A 19467-nucleotide genomic window follows, 5' to 3' on the forward strand; every position below is an offset into this window, starting at 1 on the left:
TGAGGTGCCGAGGAAACCGCCGAGCCTCTGCTGTGTTGACCCTGGTGGGAACCTGGGGGTGGGAACCTGGGGGTGGGGAAATCGGGGTGGGAAATGGGGCGAGGGGCGATGAGCCTCCCCCGTTGACGGGAGGAGGTGGCATGGACGGGCCGAGCCGGCGAACAGCGCGAAATCCTCTGCGGCCGGGCTTGCCGGCGGTGGTTCTGGCGCTTGCCGGGTGCGAGGGGAGGCAGTCGGCGCTGGATGCGGCCGGCGTCAGCGCGCAGGAGATCCTGGTCACCAGCTGGATCCTGTTCATCGGCGGCGCCGCGATCTTCCTGGCGGTGATGGCGCTGGCGCTCTATGCCGCCTTCGTCCGGCCGGAGCGGTTTCCCGGCCGCAAGGCCTGGGTGATCGGCGGCGGCATCCTGTTCCCGGTCGTCACGCTGACCGCACTCCAGCTGCATGAATTCGCCCTGGCCCGCCGACTGGCGACGCTGGCGCCGGAACCCGCCTTCGTGGTGGAGGTCACCGGGCTGATGTGGTGGTGGGACGTCCGCTACCTCGTGCCGGGGCAGGAGCCACTGCGCGCCGCCAACGAGATCGTGCTGCCGGCCGGCCGGCCGGTGGAGCTGCGGGTCGCCAGCGCCGACGTCATCCACAGCTTCTGGGTGCCCAGCCTCGCCGGCAAGATCGACATGATCCCCGGCCATGTGAACCGCCTGCCGGTGGTGGCGCAGCGGCCAGGGCTCTACCGCGGCCAATGCGCCGAATATTGCGGGGCGCAGCATGCCCTGATGGCCTTCGACGTCCGTGTCCTGCCTCCGGACGAGTTCGACGCCTGGATGGCGGCACAGCGCCGCCCGGTGCCGGAACCGCCGACGCCGGAGCTGGTGCGCGGCCGCGATGCCTTCTTCGCGCTCGGTTGCCAATCCTGCCATGCGGTGCGCGGCACGGAGGCGGACGGGCTGGTCGGGCCGGACCTCAGCCGCATCGGCGCGCGCGCCTCGCTCGCCGCCGGGACGCTGCCGACGCGGGTGGAGACCATCGCCGCCTGGATCCAGGGCGCCCAGCACATCAAGCCCGAGAACCGCATGCCGTCCTTCGACGTGACCGACGGCGAGACCCTGCATGCCATGGCCGCCTGGCTGGAGAGCCTGAAATGACGCTGCGCACCGACGAGCCCCGCGACGAGTTCACCGGCGGCCGGCCCACACCCAGCCCCATGCCCCGACCGCCGGGGGAGGAGGAGGAGCTGCGCCGCCTCTGGCGTCTGCCGCAGGGGATCGCGCGCGTCACCGCGGTGAACAACACCAAGGTCGGCGTCTGGTACATCGGTACGGCGCTGCTGTTCTTCCTGATCTCCGGGGTGCTGGCGCTGGTGATGCGGCTGCAGCTGGCGATGCCTGGAAACGACCTGCTCGACCATGGCACCTACAACCAGTTCTTCACGGTCCACGGCACCGGAATGATGTTCCTGTTCGCCGTGCCGATCGTCGAGGCCATCGGCGTCTTCCTGCTGCCGTCCATGCTGGCGGCGCGCGACCTGCCCTTTCCCCGGCTGTCCGCCTTCGCCTTCTGGGCCTATTTCTTCGGCGGCATCTCCTTCTTCTGCTCGCTGATCTTCGACGCGGCTCCCGACGGCGGCTGGTTCATGTATCCGCCGCTGACCAGCTACGAGCATTCGCCCGGCATCAACGCCGATTTCTGGCTGCTCGGCATCGGTTTCATCGAAATCTCGGCCATCGCCGGCGCCATCGAGATCGTGGTCGGCATCCTGCGCACCCGTCCGCCCGGCATGACGCTGGACAAGCTGCCGATCTATGCCTGGTCGATGCTGGTGATGGCGGGGATGATCATCTTCGCCTTTCCCGCCGTCATCGTCGCCACCGCCCTGCTGGAGATCGAGCGCGCCTTCCACTGGCCGTTCTTCATCGCGGAGCGGGGCGGCGACCCGCTGCTTTGGCAGCATCTGTTCTGGTTCTTCGGCCATCCGGAGGTCTACATCATCTTCCTGCCGGCGGCCGGTCTGGTGTCGATGATGGTGCCGACGCTGGCCCGCCGGCCGCTGGTGGGGCATGACTGGGTGGTGCTGGCGCTGGTCGGCACCGGGTTCTTCAGCTTCGGCCTGTGGGTCCACCACATGTTCGCCACCGGCATCCCGTCGCTGTCGCTCAGCTTCTTTTCCGCCGCCAGCATGGCGGTGGCGGTGCCAAGCGGCATACAGGTGTTCGCCTGGATCGCCACGCTGGGGGCGGGGCGGGTGCAGTGGACGGTCGCCACCCATTTCCTGTTCGGCTTCCTGTTCATCTTCGTGCTGGGCGGGCTGACCGGCGTAATGGTGGCGGTGGTGCCCTTCGACTGGCAGGCCCATGACAGCTACTTCATCGTCGCGCACCTGCATTACGTGCTGATCGGCGGCATGGTGTTCCCGGTCTTCGCCGGGCTTTACCACTGGTGGCCGACGCTGAACGGCCGGCTGCTGTCGGAGCGGCTGGGGCGCTGGGCCTTCTGGCTGATGTTCATCGGTTTCAACGTCGCCTTCTTCCCCATGCACATCAGCGGCCTGCTGGGCATGCCGCGGCGGGTCTACACCTATCCCGGCGATCTCGGCTGGAACCTGCTGAACATGATCTCCACGGTGGGTTCCTTCGTGCTGGCCTTGGGCGTGCTGCTGGTGCTGATCGACATGGCGCGCAGCGCCTTCGGGGGCGGGGAAAAGGCATCCGACAACCCGTGGAATTCCGGGACGCTGGAATGGCTGCCGAATGAGCTTTACGCCACCCGCAGCATCCCGCACGTCACCAGCCTCTATCCCCTGTGGGACAAGCCCGACCTGCCGCGCGAGGTGCGCGAGGGCGCCCATTTCCTGCCCGGCGCCCCGACCGGCCGGCGCGAGACCATCGTCACCAGTCCGATCGAGGCCAAGCCGCAATATCTGATGCCGCTGCCGGGTCCGCATTGGGGGCCGTTCCTGGCCGGGCTGTTCACCGCGGCGCATTTCCTGTGCCTGACCGTGCAGTGGTATTATCCCTCGCTGGTCCCGGCGGTGCTGGCCATCGCCATGGTGTTCTGGTGGGTCTGGGGCCTCGACACCGGCGCCGACCACCCGCCGCAGGATGTCGGCGGCGGCTGGCGCGTGCCGGTCTACATCCAGGGGCCGAAGAACCATTCCTGGTGGGGCGTGGTCGTCCTGCTGCTGGTGGACGGCACCGCCTTCGCCTGCCTGATCTTCACCTATCTGTTCCTGTGGACGGTCAGCCCGGACGTCTGGCCCGCGGGTGGAGACGGGTTGCCGGGACTACCCTGGCTGGCGGGCGGGCTGGCGCTGTGGGGGCTGTCGGCACTGGCCATCGGATGGGCGCGCAAGTCCGTCGACCGCAACCGGCACGGCCGCGTCCGCATCGGCCTGATCGTCGCCTGGTCGGCGATGGTCGGCGGCATCCTGCTGGACGCCAATGCCCAGATCGGGACCGGCCTCGTCGGCGCGGCCAGCGCCTATGGCGCCATCACCTACATGCTGGTGGCGTGGCAGGCCTTCCATGTGGCGGTGATGACGCTGATGCTGGGCTATACGCTGGCCCGATCGGCCGCCGGGCTTCTGCATGCCGAGCGGCGGGTGACCTTCGACAACACCCTGCTGATGGGCTGGTACAGCGCGGCGCAGGGGACGATCGCCCTGCTGCTTCTCCACCTGTTCCCACGTCTGGCGATTTGAAAGGGGGCATCATGTCGGGCCGCAGCTTTCCCGTTACCTTCGGCGCGATGCTGGCGCCCTTCCTGATCTGGGCCGGGCATTTCGGCCTGGTCTATGCCATCAACGGTGCGGTCTGCGCGCGGGCACCGGACGGGGCGATGCTGTTCGGCTATCCGATGTCGGCGGCACTGGTCATCGCCGCGACGGTCCTCGCGATGGCCTGGGTCGCGATCCTGCTGGTGATGGCGCTGCGCGGAAGCGGTCCGGCCGGGCATGTCGCCTCCGCCGATCCGCGCCGCTTCGCCCGCTGGTTCGTGGTTACCGGGGCGGGCTCGGCACTGGTCGCCATCCTGTGGGTCGGACTGCCGGCCCTGCTGGTGCCGGCCTGCGGGTGATGCCGAAACCCTGAAAAATGGCTTCGCCGGCTTCGAGGCACCGGCGGCGGCCGGAGGGGCCGCCGCGGATGTCTCGAAACCGGCGTTGCGGTTTCAGAAGACCCTGGCTGCTGGAGTTACTGCTGGGTGCCGGTCTGGCCCATGGAGCCCTGCGGGGTGCTCTGGTTCTGCGGGGTGTCGCTCGGCACGGTGCCGGTGGTGCCCGTCGTACCCGTGGTCCCCGTCGTGCCGGTGCCCGTGTTGCCGGTCGTGCCCGTGCCGCCGGCCGTGCCGGTGTTGCTGGTGCTGCCGCTCAGGTTCAGCGCGGCCATGGTCTGCTCGTCGGCGCGGCCGGTGGCGCGCAGGCCGTTCTCGCGCTGGAACTGCATCAGGGCGCGGCGGGTGTTCGCGCCCCAGACGCCGTCGACGGCGACGTCGCGGCCATCGGTGCGGTCGTTCAGCGCCTGCTGGATTTCGCGCACCTGTTCGCTGCTGAGGTTGCTGGAGGCCATGCTGCCGGAGCGGCGGGTCGACGAACGGTCGGAGCCGCTGCCCGACGTCTCTTCCCGGACCTCCTTGGTCGCACGGTCGGTCACGCGGTCGGTCTTCTTGCTCAGGCTTTCGTCCATGCTGTTGCCGGCAACGGCGCCGCCGACGCCACCGACCACCGCACCGACCGGGCCACCGACGACGGCACCGGCCACGGCACCGCTGCCCGCGCCGGTCGCCGTCCGCGAGGTCTCCGTGCTGCCGCAGGCGCTGAGCGCGAACAGGGCGCCGGCTGCCGTGGCGGTCATGACGATCTTCGAAATCCCACGCATGGTTGCCATCCTTCTCGATTACGCTTCGATGTTGGCGACCCGCCGCCCGGTGCGGCCTGTACTGTCCTGCCGCACGGCAAGCGACAGCTGGGTCATGTGATGAACAATCAACAGCGGGCCTTCTTGTTCCCTGGCGTCGTCTCAGGATTTTCCGTCATCCCCGTTCACCATGGCGTCACCGTGAGCGCGGCGGGAGTAATACTCGGCGACGGCGTCGATCTGTTCGTCGGTCATGCGGCGGACGGCGGCCTCCATGATGCGGGACAGCGCCGTGTTGCCGCGCGCCTCGTCGCGCCACAGCCGCAGCTGGCCGGCGATGTAGGAGGCATGCAGGCCGTCCAGCGTGGGATAGCGCGGGTCGCGGGCATGGCGGCTGTCGCCCGCCCCTTCGTGACAGCCGGAGCAGGCGGCGACGCCCCGTCCCGGATCGCCGGACTCCGCGATCCGGCGGCCCAGCTCCAGCAGCTTCGGATCGGGAACCGCGGCTGCAAAGCTTGGCATTGCAGGCTTTTGGGCGGCGTAATGGTCGGCCAGTGCGCGGATGGCCTCCTCGTCCAGGCCGGCGGCGACGGGCTGCATGATGCCGCTGAAGCGGTTGCCCTGGGCGTAGGCGCGCAGTGTCTCGAACAGGTAGTCCGCCGACTGCCCGGCGAGCCGCGGGAAGGCGCCGTCGGCCCCGCCATTGCCGTCGCGCCCGTGGCAGCGGGCGCAGTCCTGCAGCGTCTCGCCCAGCCGGCCGGTTTCCGGGCCGCTGACGGGGCCGGTCAGATCGGCCACGCGGGCACGCCCATCCGGCTGGGTGCCGCCGAAAGCGAGGCCGCGATATTCTTCCGCGCTCATCCCTTTTAGCCGCAGGAGAAAGGCGGTAACCGCCCAGGGCTCGTCCTTGCGCTGCTGCGCCGGCCAAGCCGGCATGCCGGCGTATTTGATGCCGTTCAGGGTGATCCAGTACAGCTCCCGCGGCTTCCAGTCCGCCACCTGGTTCGGCAGATAGGGCGGCTCCGGCATCATGTGGCGGGAGATCGGGTTGCGCGGCGCGTCGGGCGCGCCGTGGCAGGGGGCGCAGCCGTCCTCGTAATGGCCGGCGCCGCGGCGGATCAGCGCCGGGTCGTTCAGGTCGGGCGGCTCTTCGACGAAGGCGGCATGCGTCTCGACCGAACTGCGCATCGCCATCTCGAAGAACATCTCGACGGGCGTCCAGTGCTCCTTGGTCGCCGCGACGCTGTAGAGGCCGGACCACGCGAACAGCAGCCCGCCGATGCCGGCTGCCACCGCCGCCAGGGCGAGGGTCGTCAGGGTGCGCCGCATGCCCTCACCCGGCCTTTCCGCCGGAGAGCCGGCCGTCTTTGATCCGATCGTCCCAAATCCGATCATCGGCGCTCTGCCGCAGCCAGCGCGCCGCACCGGCCAGCACCAGCGCCACATAGGCCAGCGACCCGACCACCCCCATGATCAGCCCGCCGAGCTGCTGGTCGGCCAGCGGCGACAGGCCCCAGGCGGCGGTGGTGGTCAGGTGGTAGGGGAACAGCGGCGTCCCGGCGAAGATCAGCAGGCCGGCCAGCATCGCCAGATGGACCGAGGTGCCGAAGGCCGCCAGCAGCCCGCGCAGGCGCATGGCGTTTCCGGTCGGCGCCAGCACGCTCCGCCACGCCGCCACCGCTCCGGCGAGCAGGGTGCCGTGCATCAGCCACAGCACCGCGTCGTTCGCCAGCGCCGCCATGTAGGGCCCCGGCAGATGCCAGACCCACAGCGTGATGCCGAACAAGCCCCAGGCCAGCTCCGGCCGTTCCAGCGGCCTGACCACGGTCCGGAGCCAGTCCGGCCAGCGCACCGCCCCGGCCGGCCAGCCGAGCACGAACAGCGGGGCCGCGACCTGCACGGTCAGCAGATGCTGGGCGACGCGGGCGGAGAATAGGGCGGAGGTGAGATTGCACAGGGGAGAGACGAAGGCGATGCCCAGCACCAGCCAGCCGGCGGCGAGGCACCAGGGCCGGTGCCCGGAAGCGCCGCCTGCCGCCTGCATCCGGCGCGTAACCGTCGCCAGCCCGGCCGCCGCCAGGACGAAGACGGCCAACAGCCATGGATCGGTGTTCCAGGCCGTCGGCAAGTCACCCGGCACCGGCGGGACGCCGCAGTAGGGGACGAAGGGAAGGGCGTCTGTCGGCATGGCGTGGCCTCGCGGAATCCGGGATCTCTCCGCCCTGTCCAATGACCGGGGCCGCGGGATGTTCCCGGTAAGGCGACGTTTCAGCCCGATTGACCGTAAGGGGAGGGAGCAGAACGCCGGCTGGGGTGTTGTTCCGCGCATGGCCGATCGGACATCCAGCCGGTTATGGGCCAGTCGGAACTGTTGCCGGAGACCGTGATGCCCGCCGCCCATCCCTGCCGCGCCCGCGTCCTTCCCACCCTCTGCGCGGTCGTGCTGGCGGGGCTGTCCGTCTCCGGAACCGCCATGGGGCAGGGGCAGCCGGGCGCCGGCCAGACTGCTCCGCCGCCTGCGGTGACAACCGTTCCGGTGCAGAACCGCGACGTGGCCCCGGCGACGGAGTTCATCGGCCGGATCGAGGCGATCCGCTCCTTCGATGCAAGGCCGCGGATCGAAGGCACCGTGGAGCAGGTCGCCTTCCAGGAGGGGCAGGACGTCCATGAGGGCGACCTGCTCTATGTGATCGAGCCGGCGCCCTATCAGGCGGCGCTCGACAGCGCCAAGGCGCAGCTCGCCAGTGCAGAGGCCAAGCTGCGCGAGGCGGAGCGGGCCTATGCCCGCGCCGACGAACTGCGGCAGCGCGGCAACGTCTCGCAGGCGCAGCTGGATCAGGCGCTGGCCGACCGCGACGCCGCCCAGGCGGACGTGATGATGAACCAGGCGCAGGTCCGCACGGCGGAGATCAATCTCGGCTACACCCGCATCGCCAGTCCGGTGGACGGCCGCATCGGCGCCACGGCGGTGACCCAGGGCAACCTCGTCAACCCGTCCACCGGCGTGCTGGCGACGGTGGTGCAGCTCGATCCCATCCGCGTCGTCTTCTCGGTCGCCGACCGCGACATGCTGGCCTTCCAGCGCCGGTTCGACGTGCGCCAGCCGGCCCAGGCGGCGGCGGAGAAATACGTGCCGACTCTGGTCCTGCCCGACGGCAGCGACTATGCCGAACAGGGCCAGATCGAGTTCGCCAACAACCGCGTCGATCCGCAGACCGGCACCGTCAGCATCCGCGCCACCTTCGCCAACCCGCAGCGCCTTCTGCTGCCCGGCCAGTATGTGACCGTGCAACTCCGCCGCGACCAGCCGGAGCAGCGCCCGGTGGTGCCCGTCGCCTCCATCCAGCAGGACCAGCAGGGCAGCTACGTCCTGGTGCTCGACGACCAGAACAGGGTGCAGCGCCGCCCGGTGCAGACCGGGGCGCAGGTCGACCAGTCGCTGGTGGTGGAAAAGGGCCTGACCGCCGGCGAAACCGTGGTGGTCGGCGGCGTGCAGAAGGTCCGTCCGGGCATGGTCGTGCAGCCCACCCCGGCGGAGCAGATGGCCGACCACGCGCAGGCGGGTGCTTCCCCGTCTCCCGCGGGTTCGGCCGGCAGCAGCGGTGCCGCTCCGGCGAACGGTGCCGGCTCGGGTGCGGCGAAGGAGTGAGGCGATGTTCTCCGCGCTCTTCATCCGCCGCCCGAATCTGGCGATCGTCATCGCTGTCGTCACCCTGATCGCCGGATTCCTGGCGCTGACCGCCATCCCGGTCGCGCAATATCCGTCGATCACCCCGCCCACCGTCCAGGTCTCGGCGACATATCCCGGCGCCAATGCCCAGGTGGTGGCCGACAGCGTCGCCGCCCCCATCGAATCGCAGGTGAACGGCGTGGAGGGCATGCTCTACATGTCCTCCACCAGCACCGACACCGGCAGCTATTCGCTGACCATCACCTTCGCCCCCGGCACCGATCCCGACATCGCCGCGGTGAACGTGCAGAACCGCATGTCGCTCGCGACCGCGAGCTTGCCATCGGAAGTGACGCGCCAGGGCGTCACCGTGCGCCGGCAGTCGTCCAACATGCTGATGGCGGTGAACGTCCATTCCCCCGGCGGGAAATTCGATCCGATCTTCATCTCCAACTATGCCAGTCTGAACCTGCGCGATTCCATCGCCCGCGTTCCCGGTGTCGGCGAGGCGCAGGTGCTGGGCGCGCTGGACTACAGCATGCGCATCTGGATGAACCCGGACCGCATGACGGCGCTGGGCATCACCGCGACGGACGTGGTCGGCGCCATCCAGAAGCAGAATGTCCAGGCGCCCGCCGGCCAGATCGGCGCGCCGCCCATCGGCGGCGACCAGCAGCAGCAGTTGACCATCATCGCCCGCGGTCGCCTTAACGATCCGCAGGAATTCGCCAACATCATCATCCGCAGCAACGAGAATGGCGGCATCGTCCGCGTCGGCGACGTGGCGCGGGTGGAATTGGGGGCGCAGTCCTACACCTCCTCGTCCAAGCTGAACGGCGCGCCGGCGGCGACGCTGGTCGTCTACCAGTCGCCGGGCGCCAACGCCTTGGATGTCGCCAACTCCGTCCAGGCGGAACTGCAGCGCCTGTCGCAGCGCTTCCCCGAGGGGCTGGAATACGCGGTCGTCTTCAACACCACCAATTTCGTCACCGCGACCATCGAAGAGATCGTGCTGACGCTCGGCATCACCTTCCTGCTGGTGGTGGTGGTCATCTACGTCTTCCTGCAGGACTGGCGGGCGACGCTGATCCCGACGCTGGCGATCCCGGTGTCGATCATCGGCGTCTTCGCCGTGCTGCTGGTTCTGGGCTACAGCGCCAACACCATCACGCTGTTCGCGCTGATCCTCGCCATCGGCCTCGTCGTCGACGACGCCATCGTGGTGGTGGAGAATGTCCGCCGCGTGATGGAGGAGCATCCCGAGCTTTCCGCAAGGGAGGCGTCGGCCAGGGCGATGGGGCAGGTCAGCGGCGCCATCGTCGCCTCCACCCTGGTGCTGGCGGCGGTGTTCGTGCCGGTGGCCTTCCTGCCGGGCATCACCGGGCAGCTCTACCGCCAGTTCGCCGTCACCATCGCGGCGTCCTTCATCATTTCCGGCATCAATTCGCTGACGCTCAGCCCGGCGCTGTGCGGCCTGCTGCTGCGTCCGCCGACGGCACCCTGGCGGCCGCTGGCGGCCTTCAACCGTGGGCTGGACCGGGTGCGCGACGGCTATGGCCGGCTGGTCCATGGGCTGGGGCGGCGGCTGATCGTCGGGCTGCTGCTGTTCGTGGCGATCACCGCCGGCGCCTTCGCCCTGCTGCGGGCATTGCCCACCGCCTTCCTGCCGGCGGAAGACCAGGGCTATTTCTTCGTGAACGTCCAGCTTCCCAGCGCCGCGTCGGTCACCCGGACCCAGACCGTGATGGACCGCGTCAGCGAAACCATCAAGCAGGAACCGGGGGTCGCCGACGTCATCGCCATCTCGGGCTTCAGCATCCTCAGCGGCCAGGGATCCAACGTCGGTCTCGTGATCGTGTCGCTGAAGCCCTGGGCGGAGCGGGGGAGCGATCAGACCGTTGACGCCATCCTCGGCAGTCTGCGCCCGCGCTTCGGCGCGATGCCGCAGGCGACGGTGACCGCCTTCAACCCACCTTCCATTCCCGGGCTGGGGGCCACCGGCGGGTTCGATCTGCGCGTGCTCGCCACCGGCGGCCAGACCCCGCAGGAGTTGGGTGCCGTGCTGCGCGGCCTGCTGGTCGCCGCCAATCAGGACGCGAACCTGCAGGCGGTGTTCAGCACCTACAGCGCGGAGGTGCCACACCTGTACCTGGACGTGGACCGCACCCGCGCCTCGCTGCTCGGGGTGTCGCCGGCCGACATCTTCACCACGTTGCAGGCCCATCTCGGCGCCAGCTACGTCAATGATTTCAACCTATATGGCCGTGTCTTTCAGGTGAAGGTGCAGGACGCCGCCGGCTATCGCGATCAGGTGAAGGAGATCGACCAGCTCTATGTCCGCAGCCAGACCGGCGACATGGTGCCGCTGCGCAGCCTCGTCACGGTCCGCACCACGCTCGCGCCCGACAGCATCACCCGCTACAACCAGTTCATGTCCGCCTCGGTCAACGGGCAGCCGGCGGCCGCCATCAGCACCGGTCAGGCGCTGACCGGGATGCAGGCAGTGGCAAAGAACACCCTGCCGCAGGGCTATGCCACCGAGTGGACCGGCCTGTCCTATCAGGAGAGCCAGGTCGGCAACCAGGGCCTGATGGTGTTCGGGCTGGCCCTGCTGTTCGGCTACCTGTTCCTCGTGGCGCAGTACGAGGACTGGCTGGTGCCGCTGGCGGTGCTGCTGTCGGTGGCGGTCGCCGTGCTGGGGGCCGGCGTCGGGCTGTGGGTTGCCGGGATCCCGAACGACATCTATGCGCAGATCGGACTGGTTCTGCTGGTCGGTCTGGCGGCGAAGAACGCCATCCTGATCGTGGAGTTCGCGCGGGAACAGCGGGCGGACGGCCGATCCATCGTCGATGCCGCGGTGGCCGGCGCCCGCCAGCGCTTCCGCGCCGTTCTGATGACGGCGCTGGCCTTCATCCTGGGTACGGTGCCTCTGCTGGTCGCCACCGGCGCCGGAGCGGCCAGCCGGCGGTCGATCGGCACCACCGTCTTCGGCGGCATGGTGGCGGCGACGGTAATCGGCATCATCTTCGTGCCGGTGCTGTTCGTCGCCTTCCAGCGCCTGACCGAACGGCTGCGGCGCCGCCCGGCCGAGGCCCGCGTCCGGCCCGCAACGGAGGGGTAGAGGGCTGTCGAAGGCCTGCTGGGGCCTTGATTCGTCTGCATAAGAACCCACATCAGCGTGGTCCCCGACATCCTTGAAATTGGCGTCCTTTGTGCGACGCTTCCCCGCGCATCGGCGCGACGGCGGCCGGCTCCGGGCCAGACGCCGACCGACCCCAACCCTGCCCGGTCTGCGGCTGACCGGGAGGGCGGGCGGCGGCCTTGCAGAGCGATGGGCGGTCGGGGCAGGGAGTTTTCCATGCCGAACAGGAACCAACCGCTTCCCCAAACCCCGTCGGCCGAACCGCTGACCCTATTCCTGAAGGACATGCGCCGCTACGACATCCTCACTGCCGAGGAGGAGCGGGAACTTGCCCGCCGCTGGCGCGACCATGACGATGCCGAGGCGCTGGACCGGCTGATCGGCGGGCACCTGCGTCTGGTCGTCGGCGTCGCCAAGCGCTTCCGGCGCTATGGGCTGCCGCTGGCGGACCTGGTGGCGGAGGGCAACATCGGGCTGATGCGTGCCGCGCGGAAGTTCGACCCCGACAAGGGCTTCCGCTTCTCCACCTATGCCCACTGGTGGATCCGCGCGGCGATTCAGGACCATGTCCTGCAGAACTGGTCGCTGGTGAAGATCGGCTCCACCACTGCACACCGCACCCTGTTCTTCGGCCTGCGCCACCTGAAGGCCAAGCTGAAGGAACTGGACAGCGGCGACCTGTCGCCAGAGGCGGCGGCGGCCATCGCCACCGAGTTGGACCTTCCGGAACGTGACGTGGTGGAGATGAACCGCCGCCTCACCGCCGACCGCTCGCTGAACGCCACGGTGGGCGATGAGGGCGAGATGGAGTGGCAGGACCTGCTGGCCGACGACCGGGCCGACCAGGAAACCGCGCTGGCGGAGACGGAGGAGCGTCTTCAGCACAAGCGCCTGATCGCCCTGGGACTGGAGAAGCTGACCGAACGCGACCGTCAGATCCTGATCGCGCGCCGCCTGCTGGACGAACCGGTGACCGCCGACGAACTCAGCCGGCGGTTCAATCTGTCGCGCCAGCGCATCGGCCAGATCGAGGCGGCGGCGATGCAGACCGTCCGCAAGGCGGTGCTGGCCGGACGGGCCGCCCAGGCGACGCAGCGGCCTGCCATCCGGCCCGCCGCCCGGCCCACCCCTAGGAAGCCGGTCAAAGCGCGGTCGAGCCGGACGGGCGAGGTGCCGGCCTGAACCAGTCCAGGCACCCGGCGGGCACCACGCCGTTGCTGACCAGCAGCGCGCCCTTGCCGTAAAGGCCGAGCGCGCTGCCGCCCTCCGGCAGGTCGATGGCCCACAGCCGCCCGCTGGGGTCGCTCCACACCGTGCGGCCATCCACGGCGGCCAGGGCGGCGAGCGCCTCGGACGGTGCGGTGCCGGGGCGGAACAGCACCAGCGTGGCGGTGCCCCCCGGCGGCGGCAGGGCGGCGACCGCCCCGGCGATGCCGGCCGCCAGCGCCAGCAGAAGCGGTGCGGCCGCGCGCCGCATGCCTCCGCCGCTGCGATGACCGGCCTCGGACCGCGTCAGCCACCAGCCGGCGGCCACCGCGGCGACGCCGAAGGCGAAGAACCACAGCAGGTCCCAGAACAGCTTGTCGTCCACGTCCATGCGGATGCGGTGCAGCCCCAGAAGCCAGTGCGACATCAGCCCGTCCACCATGTGCCAGACCCCGAAACCGACCAGTGCCCAGCCCATCAGCCGGCGCCCGCCCACCTCGGCAAGCCCCCGGCGGCCGCGCCACAGCAGCCACAGCCCCACCGCGGCGATCACATACATCAGCGCATGGAACAGCCCATCCGCGAGGATCTGGACCCCGATATCGGCGAAGGCCGGGTCGGCGAGGCCGGAGAGCAGATGGTGCCATTGCAGGATCTGGTGCAGCAGGATGCCATCGAAGAAGCCGCCCAGTGCGAACCCCAGGCCGAACCCGCCCAGCAGCAGGCTCCGGCCGGGGCTGCGCCTGACGTCTGACATCGGCATGGGGTGCGGCAGCGGATCGTTCGGATCTGCGGTCATGGTCTGATGTTCCCGGCTTTTTGGTTGGATTTGCCCGCGCATTCCCAACAAGGCGGCTATGGGCGGGTTCCTCTCCAATCGGATCGGCCCGATTTCGGGTTGGTTGCCACAGCTCTCATGAGAAGGGCGTAATGCTTTTCCCCTCGTGCGCTGCGATGGAAGGATCCCCCCATCGCGTTGGACACCCGGCCGGTGAAAATGGCCATGGTGGGCTACGTCCCCCGCGGCGATGCCGGACCGGCAGTGGTCCCGCACCGTCGCGATTCGTGCGCCCTTGCCGAAGGTGGTGAGCGGCCAGTCCTGCCCGACCGATTTCCCGGCAGGAAGCCCCGCGACAGCAGGAGAGGCACCGCTGCATGCAGCAACGTCAGGCTCGCGACGTCCGGCTCGATCTGTTCAAGGGCATGGCCCTTCTGATCATCTTCATCAACCATGTGGGCGGAAACCCGCTGGCGAAGGTGACGCCCGGCCGGTTCGGTCCGTCCGATTCGGCGGAGATCTTCGTCTTCATTTCCGGCTACGCCATCGCGCTGGCCTATGGCCCGGTCCTGGCGGAGCGCGGGTTCGCCGCCTGCCAGCGCAAGGCGCTCGGCCGCGGCCGCCAGCTGTGGGCGGCCAACATCGCCACCATGCTGGTCAGCGCGCTGGTGGTGGCGCTGGCGGTCTATGTCGGCGATCTGCCGATGGAAGCCTCCAACCGGCTGCAAAGCTTCGCGCCGCTGTTCGACAGCCCGGCCATGGCGATGGCGTGGCATCTGGTGCTGATGTATCTGCCCTTCGCCCTCGACATCCTGGCGCTCTACATCCTGCTGGTGGCGGCGGCGCCGCTGTTCCTGTGGTCCTACGCCCGCTTCGGCATGGCAGCGGTGGCGGGGTCGGTGGCGCTCTATCTGCTTGCCCAGGCGGCGCCCGGCCTGATGCCGCCCAACCTGTGGGAGGGGAGCTGGAACTTCAGCCCGCTGGCCTGGCAGTGCGTGTTCTTCCTGGGCACCAGCCTGGCGCTGGTGGTGCGCAGCGGCCGGATCGCGCTTCCGCGCTCCCCCTGGCTGCTGACGGCGGCGCTGGCGGTGGTGGTCGGCATGGCGTTGTGGAAGGGGGCGGCCTCCGACCTCGGCCGGGCGCTGGTTCCGGCCGGGCTGCATGGCTGGCTGCCGGAGCAGACGATCCCCTGGGCCGACAAGGACACGCTGGGCCCGATGCGGCTCCTGCATTTCCTGGCGCTCGCCTGTGCGGCGGCGCTGCTGGTGCCGCGGGATGCGGCATGGCTGCGCTCGGCGCCCGCGCGGCTTCTGACCGCCTGCGGGCGGCACTCTCTGCCGGTCTTCTGTGTCGGGGTCGTGCTGTCCATCACCGGAACCGCGCTGTTGATGGCGGGGAAGGGGGCGGCGATGGTGCTGGCGGTCAATCTGGGCGGCATCGTCCTGCTGCTGCTGCTGGCGCTGGTGCTGGAACGGCGGCGGACCCGGCGGCTGCCGGCGAAGGCGACCGCGGTTCCGGCATCGCCATCACCATCATCGTCAGCCGCGGCGGTTCCCGAAACGCCCTGAGGCCGGGGAAAGCTACGGCTGGGCTTCTTGAATCCTGCGCGGGGTGAGCGCATATTTCTTATATGCAACTCAACCCGGCCATACCGTCTTTCCAGACGCTGAAGCCAAACCCGCAGACGCCCGCGGTGCAGATCGCGATGTCTCCGGCGGTGCAGGCGGCGCAGCAGACGGCGCCGCCGGTCCGTACCCAGACCATTGCCGCTCCCCAGGCGGCCGGCAAGGCCGACCAGACGCGCGAGACCCGCACCGCGACCCAGGGCAACCAGTCGGTGGACACCGTCGCCAATGCCCTGACCGCCCAGGTGAACGGGCAAGGGTATCGCAAGCGAGGATCGCTGCTGGACGTTTCGGTCTGAGGGGGTATCCCCATGACTTGGTAAATCTCCGAAATCACAAGAACTCTGCGTCATCCCCGCGAAGGCGGGGATCCAGAAAGCGCCGCGGCTCAGATGTCGAACCGGCTGGATTCCCGCCTTCGCGGGAATGACGGCCGAATGAATTGTTCATTCTGGCATGTTTCACAAAGAAAAAGGGGCTTTCCTCCAGCCGGAGGAAAGCCCCTTTTCAATGCCCGCCGGAACGAACGGTTACTTCAACTCGTCCATCGTGTCGATGACGTGGCTGACGATGCCGTATTCCTTGGCCTCGTCGGCTTGCATCCAGTAGTTCCGATCCGTGTCCTTGGCGACCTTTTCGAACGGCTGCCCGGTCTCGCGCGCGATGATCTTGTTCAGACGCTCGCGCATCCGGATGATTTCCTTCGCCTCGATGGCGATGTCCGTCGCCCGGCCGCCCGTTCCGCCCAGGGGCTGGTGGATCAGGAAGCGGGTGTTCGGCAGGCAGAACCGGTCTTCCTTCTTCGCCGCCAGATAGATGTGGCAGCCGGCGCTGGCGACCCAGCCCGTGCCCAGCATCTTCACCCGCGGCTTGATGAAGCGGATCATGTCGTGGATGGTGTCGCCCGCCTCGACGTGGCCGCCCGGCGAGTTGACCACGACGGTGATGTCGTCGTCGTTCTCATGGGCGAGCGCCAGCAGCTGGGCCGAGACGACCTGCGCCAGCTTCATGTCGATCTGACCGAAGATCAGGACCGTGCGCGCCTTGAACAGGCTCTGCTGCACGGCGGCGAACTGCGGCTGGGCGCTTTCCTTCGACTTCTCGTCCGGTTCCTTTTCAGGTTCGTCGTCGAACCGGGTGTATCCGACCTGCGCCATTGATGTTCTTCTCCCTGGTATCGGAAGCGGGGTATCGGGACCGGGATGCGCTGCCGGAGGGGTGCCCCGACTGCTGTCCCGCTGCCGCATGCGCCTTGCCTGCTTCACCACATAGCCCGTCCGGGCTTCATGTTCAACGTCCGGCAGGGCAAAATCGATGGGCGGAGCCGCGGCCGGCTGGAACGTTTGAAACACCGTGCAACGGTTTTCCGGCCCTGTTCCACTGTTCAACTCGCCGAACACGAGGGTGTCCTCCAAGGCCGCAGGCACGACGCCCATTCCTACCACGCAGCGGTGGAGCAGGTAAGAGGCGGTTCGAAATCCTGGCCGGGCCACGGGAACGACACGGCTCTGCCCCATTGACGCCGTTCGCCGCCCGCAGCCAAACTACTCGCCCGAGTAGGCGTGGGGGCGGCGGAATGCACGGGAATGGAACGGGGCAGGGCGCGCCAGGCGAGACTCCCGGCGAGACGCCCGACGATACAGTGACGGGCGTTTCGGTGATCATCGCCGCCCACCGCGCCCACGACACCATCGTCCGGGCGGTGCAAAGCCTGCTGGACCAGGATTGGACAGCCTGGGAGGCGGTGATCGTCAGCGACGACGGTACCGACTACCGCCCGACCCTGCAGGCCGCCGGGATCGACAACCCGCGGCTGGTCTTCACCGCTACCGGCCGGGTGGGCGCCGGGGCGCCCGCCGCCCGCAATGCCGGGCTGGCGGCGGCGCGGCTGGCGCTGGTGGCGCCGCTGGATGCCGACGACCGCTTCCGCCCCGGACGCCTGTCCGCCCTGGCGCCGCTGGCGCTGGCCCACGGGGCGGCCTTCGACAATGTCGCCGTGGTGCGCGACGAGGACGAGTCGCCGCTGCTGTGCCTGTACGAGGAGGGCCAAGCCCCGGCACGGCTGGACGGCCAAGGGTTCCTGGCGACCTCCGTGCCGATGTTCCCGGTGGTGCGGCGCGATCTGGTGCCGGGTTGGGACGAGGACGTGAATTTCTGCGACGACGTGGTGTTCAATGTCCGGGTGCTCGACTCCGCCGGTCCGGTGCCGCTGGTGTCCACGCCATTCTACGAATACCGCCAGCGCGCCGGCTCCATCACCTTCTCCGCCGACAGCGGGGAGCGGGCGGAGCGCTGCTACCGCCATGTGCTGGACCGGCTGGCCGGCGACGGGTTGGGCATCCGGGACGAGGTGCTGCGCCATCGATTCACGCAGGCCATCGCCGCCAAGCGCGCCCGCAACGCCGCATACGAGGCCGCCTTCAGGGCCGGACGCTGCGCCAATTTCCAGGAGTTCCTGGCGCTGGGGGAGGGGGTAAACCCTTAATCGCCAAGCTCCCGCTGGTTTTGCTTTACCATTTTGTGTCAGCCTTGATGCGTCGCACACCGCCGGACCGGACAAGGGGTAAACCCCATGAGCGCCCCGACCTGCTGCCTCGCCCGCATTCCCGCCAGTGGCAAATTCTGGCTGAAGAACGCGTTGGTTCATGACGGCCTGCGCGACATCAGGATCGAGGATGGACGGGTGCGGGCGCTGGTTCCGGCCGGCGAGTCGCCCTGCTGCGCGCCGGGACTGGACCTTGAGGGCGGCGAGGTCCGCCGGATCGGCGATGGCGGGCCGGTGGCGGCCGGCGATCCCGCCGACCTGTGGGTGACGCTGTGCGGCGGACGGACGGTCGCGATGCGGGCGGGCAAGCTTGAGAATGCCGGCCGTCGGGAGGTGGCGGCCATAAACGGTCCGGCGGACGGTTCGGATCGTTGAACCTTCTCGACATCGGATGTGAACTGAACGATATAGTTCAGTTTGCCTCGCGCGCTTCTCGGTTGCGCTGCGGCAAGGTGAAACTCGTCCGGGTCCCGGTCCCATGCGCCACACGCTTCGCATCGCTGCTCTCCTCGTCCTGGCGGCTCTCGCCGGTGGGGCCTACTGGTATTTCGTGAAGCAGGGCGGCAGCGTCGGCGGGCTGACCGCGATGCTGAGCGGCGCTGTTTCCGGCGGTGCTCCGGCTGCCGGCGGCGCATCGGGCGGCGCGCCCGGGGGTGCCAAGCCGCCGGGCGGCGCCCCGCCGATGCCGGTGGAGGCCGTGCCCGTGCGCGTCGGCACGGTGGAGCGGACCGTCACCGCGGTCGGATCGCTGCTGTCCAACGAATCGGTGGTGATCCGGCCGGAGATCGCCGGCCGCATCAGCGAGATCGCCTTCAAGGAGGGGCAGCGGGTCGCCAAGGGCAGCGTGCTGGTCCGGCTGGACGACGCCATCGCCCGCGCCACCTTGGCCCAGGCCCAGGCGAGCATCGCCTTCTCCCGCGCCGAACTGTCGCGTGCCGACCAGCTGGTCCGCCAGAACACCGGCCCCCTGCGCAACCGCGAACAGGCCTCGGCCAAGCTGCTGGCCGACGAGGCGGCGGTGCAACTGGCCAAGGCGCAGCTCGACAAGCAGGTGATCACTGCGCCCTTCGACGGGGTTCTGGGCCTGCGCAAGGTGTCGGTCGGCGACTTCGTCCAGGCCGGCAAGGACATCGTGAACTTGGAGGACATCGATACGCTGAAGCTCGACTTCCGCGTGCCGGAGATGTTCCTGCCGGCGGTGAAGGTCGGCCAGACGGTGAAGGTGGCGGTGGATGCCTTCGGCGGGCGCGGCTTCGACGGCACGGTCTATGCCATCGACCCGCTGGTGGACGTGAACGGCCGCGCGCTGGCGATCCGCGCCCGCGTGCCGAACCCCGACGGCTCGCTGCGTCCCGGCCTGTTCGCCCGCGTGTCGCTGACGCTGACCACGGTGCCGGACGCGGTGCTGGTGCCGGAACAGGCCATCGTCGCCTTCGGCAAGGACCAGTTCGTCTTCAAGGTGGTGGACGGCAAGGTGGCGCAGACCAGGGTCGTGCTGGGCGAGCGCCGCAATGCGGAGGTGGAGATTTCCAAGGGTCTCGCCCCCGGCGACATGGTGGTGACCGCCGGCCAGCTGAAGATCCGCGACGGCGCGGCCGTCGCCGTGGTGCCGAACAAGCCGGCCGCCAACAAGTCGACGGGGAGCTGAGGC

16 protein-coding genes are annotated in these 19467 nt (G+C 69.2%); 11 read left to right on the forward strand and 5 right to left on the reverse strand.

Annotated elements, in window-relative coordinates:
- Positions 1-140: 140 nt before the first annotated feature.
- From coxB to VD964_RS06765, 3 genes are read left to right on the forward strand one after another with little or no spacing between them, the layout of a single operon-like run.
- Positions 141-1145: a cytochrome c oxidase subunit II gene (gene coxB, locus VD964_RS06755; protein WP_324866865.1), complete on the forward strand. Its 1005-nt coding sequence runs from the start codon at positions 141-143 to the stop codon at positions 1143-1145.
- A complete protein-coding gene (gene ctaD, locus VD964_RS06760) occupies positions 1142-3697 on the forward strand; it encodes a cytochrome c oxidase subunit I (protein WP_324866866.1) in 2556 nt (851 codons plus the stop codon). The genes coxB and ctaD overlap by 4 nt, the downstream gene beginning before the upstream one ends.
- Positions 3698-3708: 11 nt before the next feature.
- Positions 3709-4071 (forward strand): hypothetical protein, encoded by a 363-nt coding sequence (locus tag VD964_RS06765; protein ID WP_324866868.1) that lies wholly within the window; start codon positions 3709-3711, stop codon positions 4069-4071.
- A 116-nt stretch (positions 4072-4187) separates the two neighbouring features.
- On the opposite strand, the gene VD964_RS06770 is transcribed toward VD964_RS06765, so the two are convergent.
- From VD964_RS06770 to VD964_RS06780, 3 genes are all read right to left on the reverse strand, one after another.
- On the reverse strand, positions 4188-4871 hold the full coding sequence (locus VD964_RS06770; RefSeq protein WP_324866870.1) for a peptidoglycan-binding domain-containing protein: 684 nt from the start codon (positions 4869-4871) through the stop codon (positions 4188-4190).
- A gap of 141 nt (positions 4872-5012) precedes the next feature.
- On the reverse strand, positions 5013-6179 hold the full coding sequence (locus tag VD964_RS06775) for a c-type cytochrome (protein ID WP_324866872.1): 1167 nt from the start codon (positions 6177-6179) through the stop codon (positions 5013-5015).
- Positions 6180-6183: 4 nt separating this feature from the next.
- Complete coding sequence (locus tag VD964_RS06780; RefSeq protein WP_324866874.1) at positions 6184-7038, reverse strand: cytochrome c oxidase assembly protein; 855 nt, start codon at positions 7036-7038, stop codon at positions 6184-6186.
- A gap of 198 nt (positions 7039-7236) precedes the next feature.
- On the opposite strand from VD964_RS06780, the gene VD964_RS06785 reads away from it, so the two are divergent.
- The 3 genes from VD964_RS06785 to VD964_RS06795 all read left to right on the forward strand — a co-directional run bounded on the left by VD964_RS06785 (position 7237) and on the right by VD964_RS06795 (position 12844).
- On the forward strand, positions 7237-8499 hold the full coding sequence (locus VD964_RS06785; protein ID WP_324866876.1) for an efflux RND transporter periplasmic adaptor subunit: 1263 nt from the start codon (positions 7237-7239) through the stop codon (positions 8497-8499).
- 4 nt (positions 8500-8503) lie between these two features.
- Positions 8504-11641, forward strand: a complete 3138-nt coding sequence (locus VD964_RS06790) for a multidrug efflux RND transporter permease subunit (protein WP_324866878.1) — start codon at positions 8504-8506, stop codon at positions 11639-11641.
- 237 nt (positions 11642-11878) lie between these two features.
- Positions 11879-12844, forward strand: coding sequence for an RNA polymerase factor sigma-32 (locus VD964_RS06795; protein ID WP_324866880.1), 966 nt, complete (start codon positions 11879-11881; stop codon positions 12842-12844).
- Here VD964_RS06795 and VD964_RS06800 read toward each other — a convergent pair.
- Positions 12804-13667: a DUF2243 domain-containing protein gene (locus VD964_RS06800; protein ID WP_324866882.1), complete on the reverse strand. Its 864-nt coding sequence runs from the start codon at positions 13665-13667 to the stop codon at positions 12804-12806. The two genes, VD964_RS06795 and VD964_RS06800, sit on opposite strands and share 41 nt — an antisense overlap.
- 356 nt (positions 13668-14023) lie before the next feature.
- Here VD964_RS06800 and VD964_RS06805 point away from each other — a divergent pair, with 356 nt between their 5' ends.
- Positions 14024-15214 (forward strand): OpgC family protein, encoded by a 1191-nt coding sequence (locus tag VD964_RS06805; RefSeq protein ID WP_324866884.1) that lies wholly within the window; start codon positions 14024-14026, stop codon positions 15212-15214.
- Between the two features lie 62 nt (positions 15215-15276).
- Complete coding sequence (locus tag VD964_RS06810) at positions 15277-15570, forward strand: hypothetical protein (protein ID WP_324866886.1); 294 nt, start codon at positions 15277-15279, stop codon at positions 15568-15570.
- A 231-nt stretch (positions 15571-15801) separates the two neighbouring features.
- Here VD964_RS06810 and VD964_RS06815 read toward each other — a convergent pair whose 3' ends face one another.
- Entirely contained in the window at positions 15802-16428 is a 627-nt protein-coding gene (locus VD964_RS06815; RefSeq protein WP_014188474.1) for an ATP-dependent Clp protease proteolytic subunit, read from the reverse strand.
- A 419-nt stretch (positions 16429-16847) separates the two neighbouring features.
- On the opposite strand from VD964_RS06815, the gene VD964_RS06820 reads away from it, so the two are divergent.
- The 3 genes from VD964_RS06820 to VD964_RS06830 all read left to right on the forward strand — a co-directional run bounded on the left by VD964_RS06820 (position 16848) and on the right by VD964_RS06830 (position 19464).
- Entirely contained in the window at positions 16848-17756 is a 909-nt protein-coding gene (locus VD964_RS06820) for a glycosyltransferase (protein ID WP_324866889.1), read from the forward strand.
- Between the two features lie 87 nt (positions 17757-17843).
- Entirely contained in the window at positions 17844-18191 is a 348-nt protein-coding gene (locus VD964_RS06825; RefSeq protein ID WP_324866891.1) for a hypothetical protein, read from the forward strand.
- A gap of 103 nt (positions 18192-18294) precedes the next feature.
- Complete coding sequence (locus tag VD964_RS06830) at positions 18295-19464, forward strand: efflux RND transporter periplasmic adaptor subunit (RefSeq protein WP_324866893.1); 1170 nt, start codon at positions 18295-18297, stop codon at positions 19462-19464.
- The last annotated feature ends 3 nt before the right edge of the window (positions 19465-19467 follow it).

Source organism: Azospirillum sp. (genome assembly GCF_035628975.1).
Classification (GTDB): domain Bacteria; phylum Pseudomonadota; class Alphaproteobacteria; order Azospirillales; family Azospirillaceae; genus Azospirillum.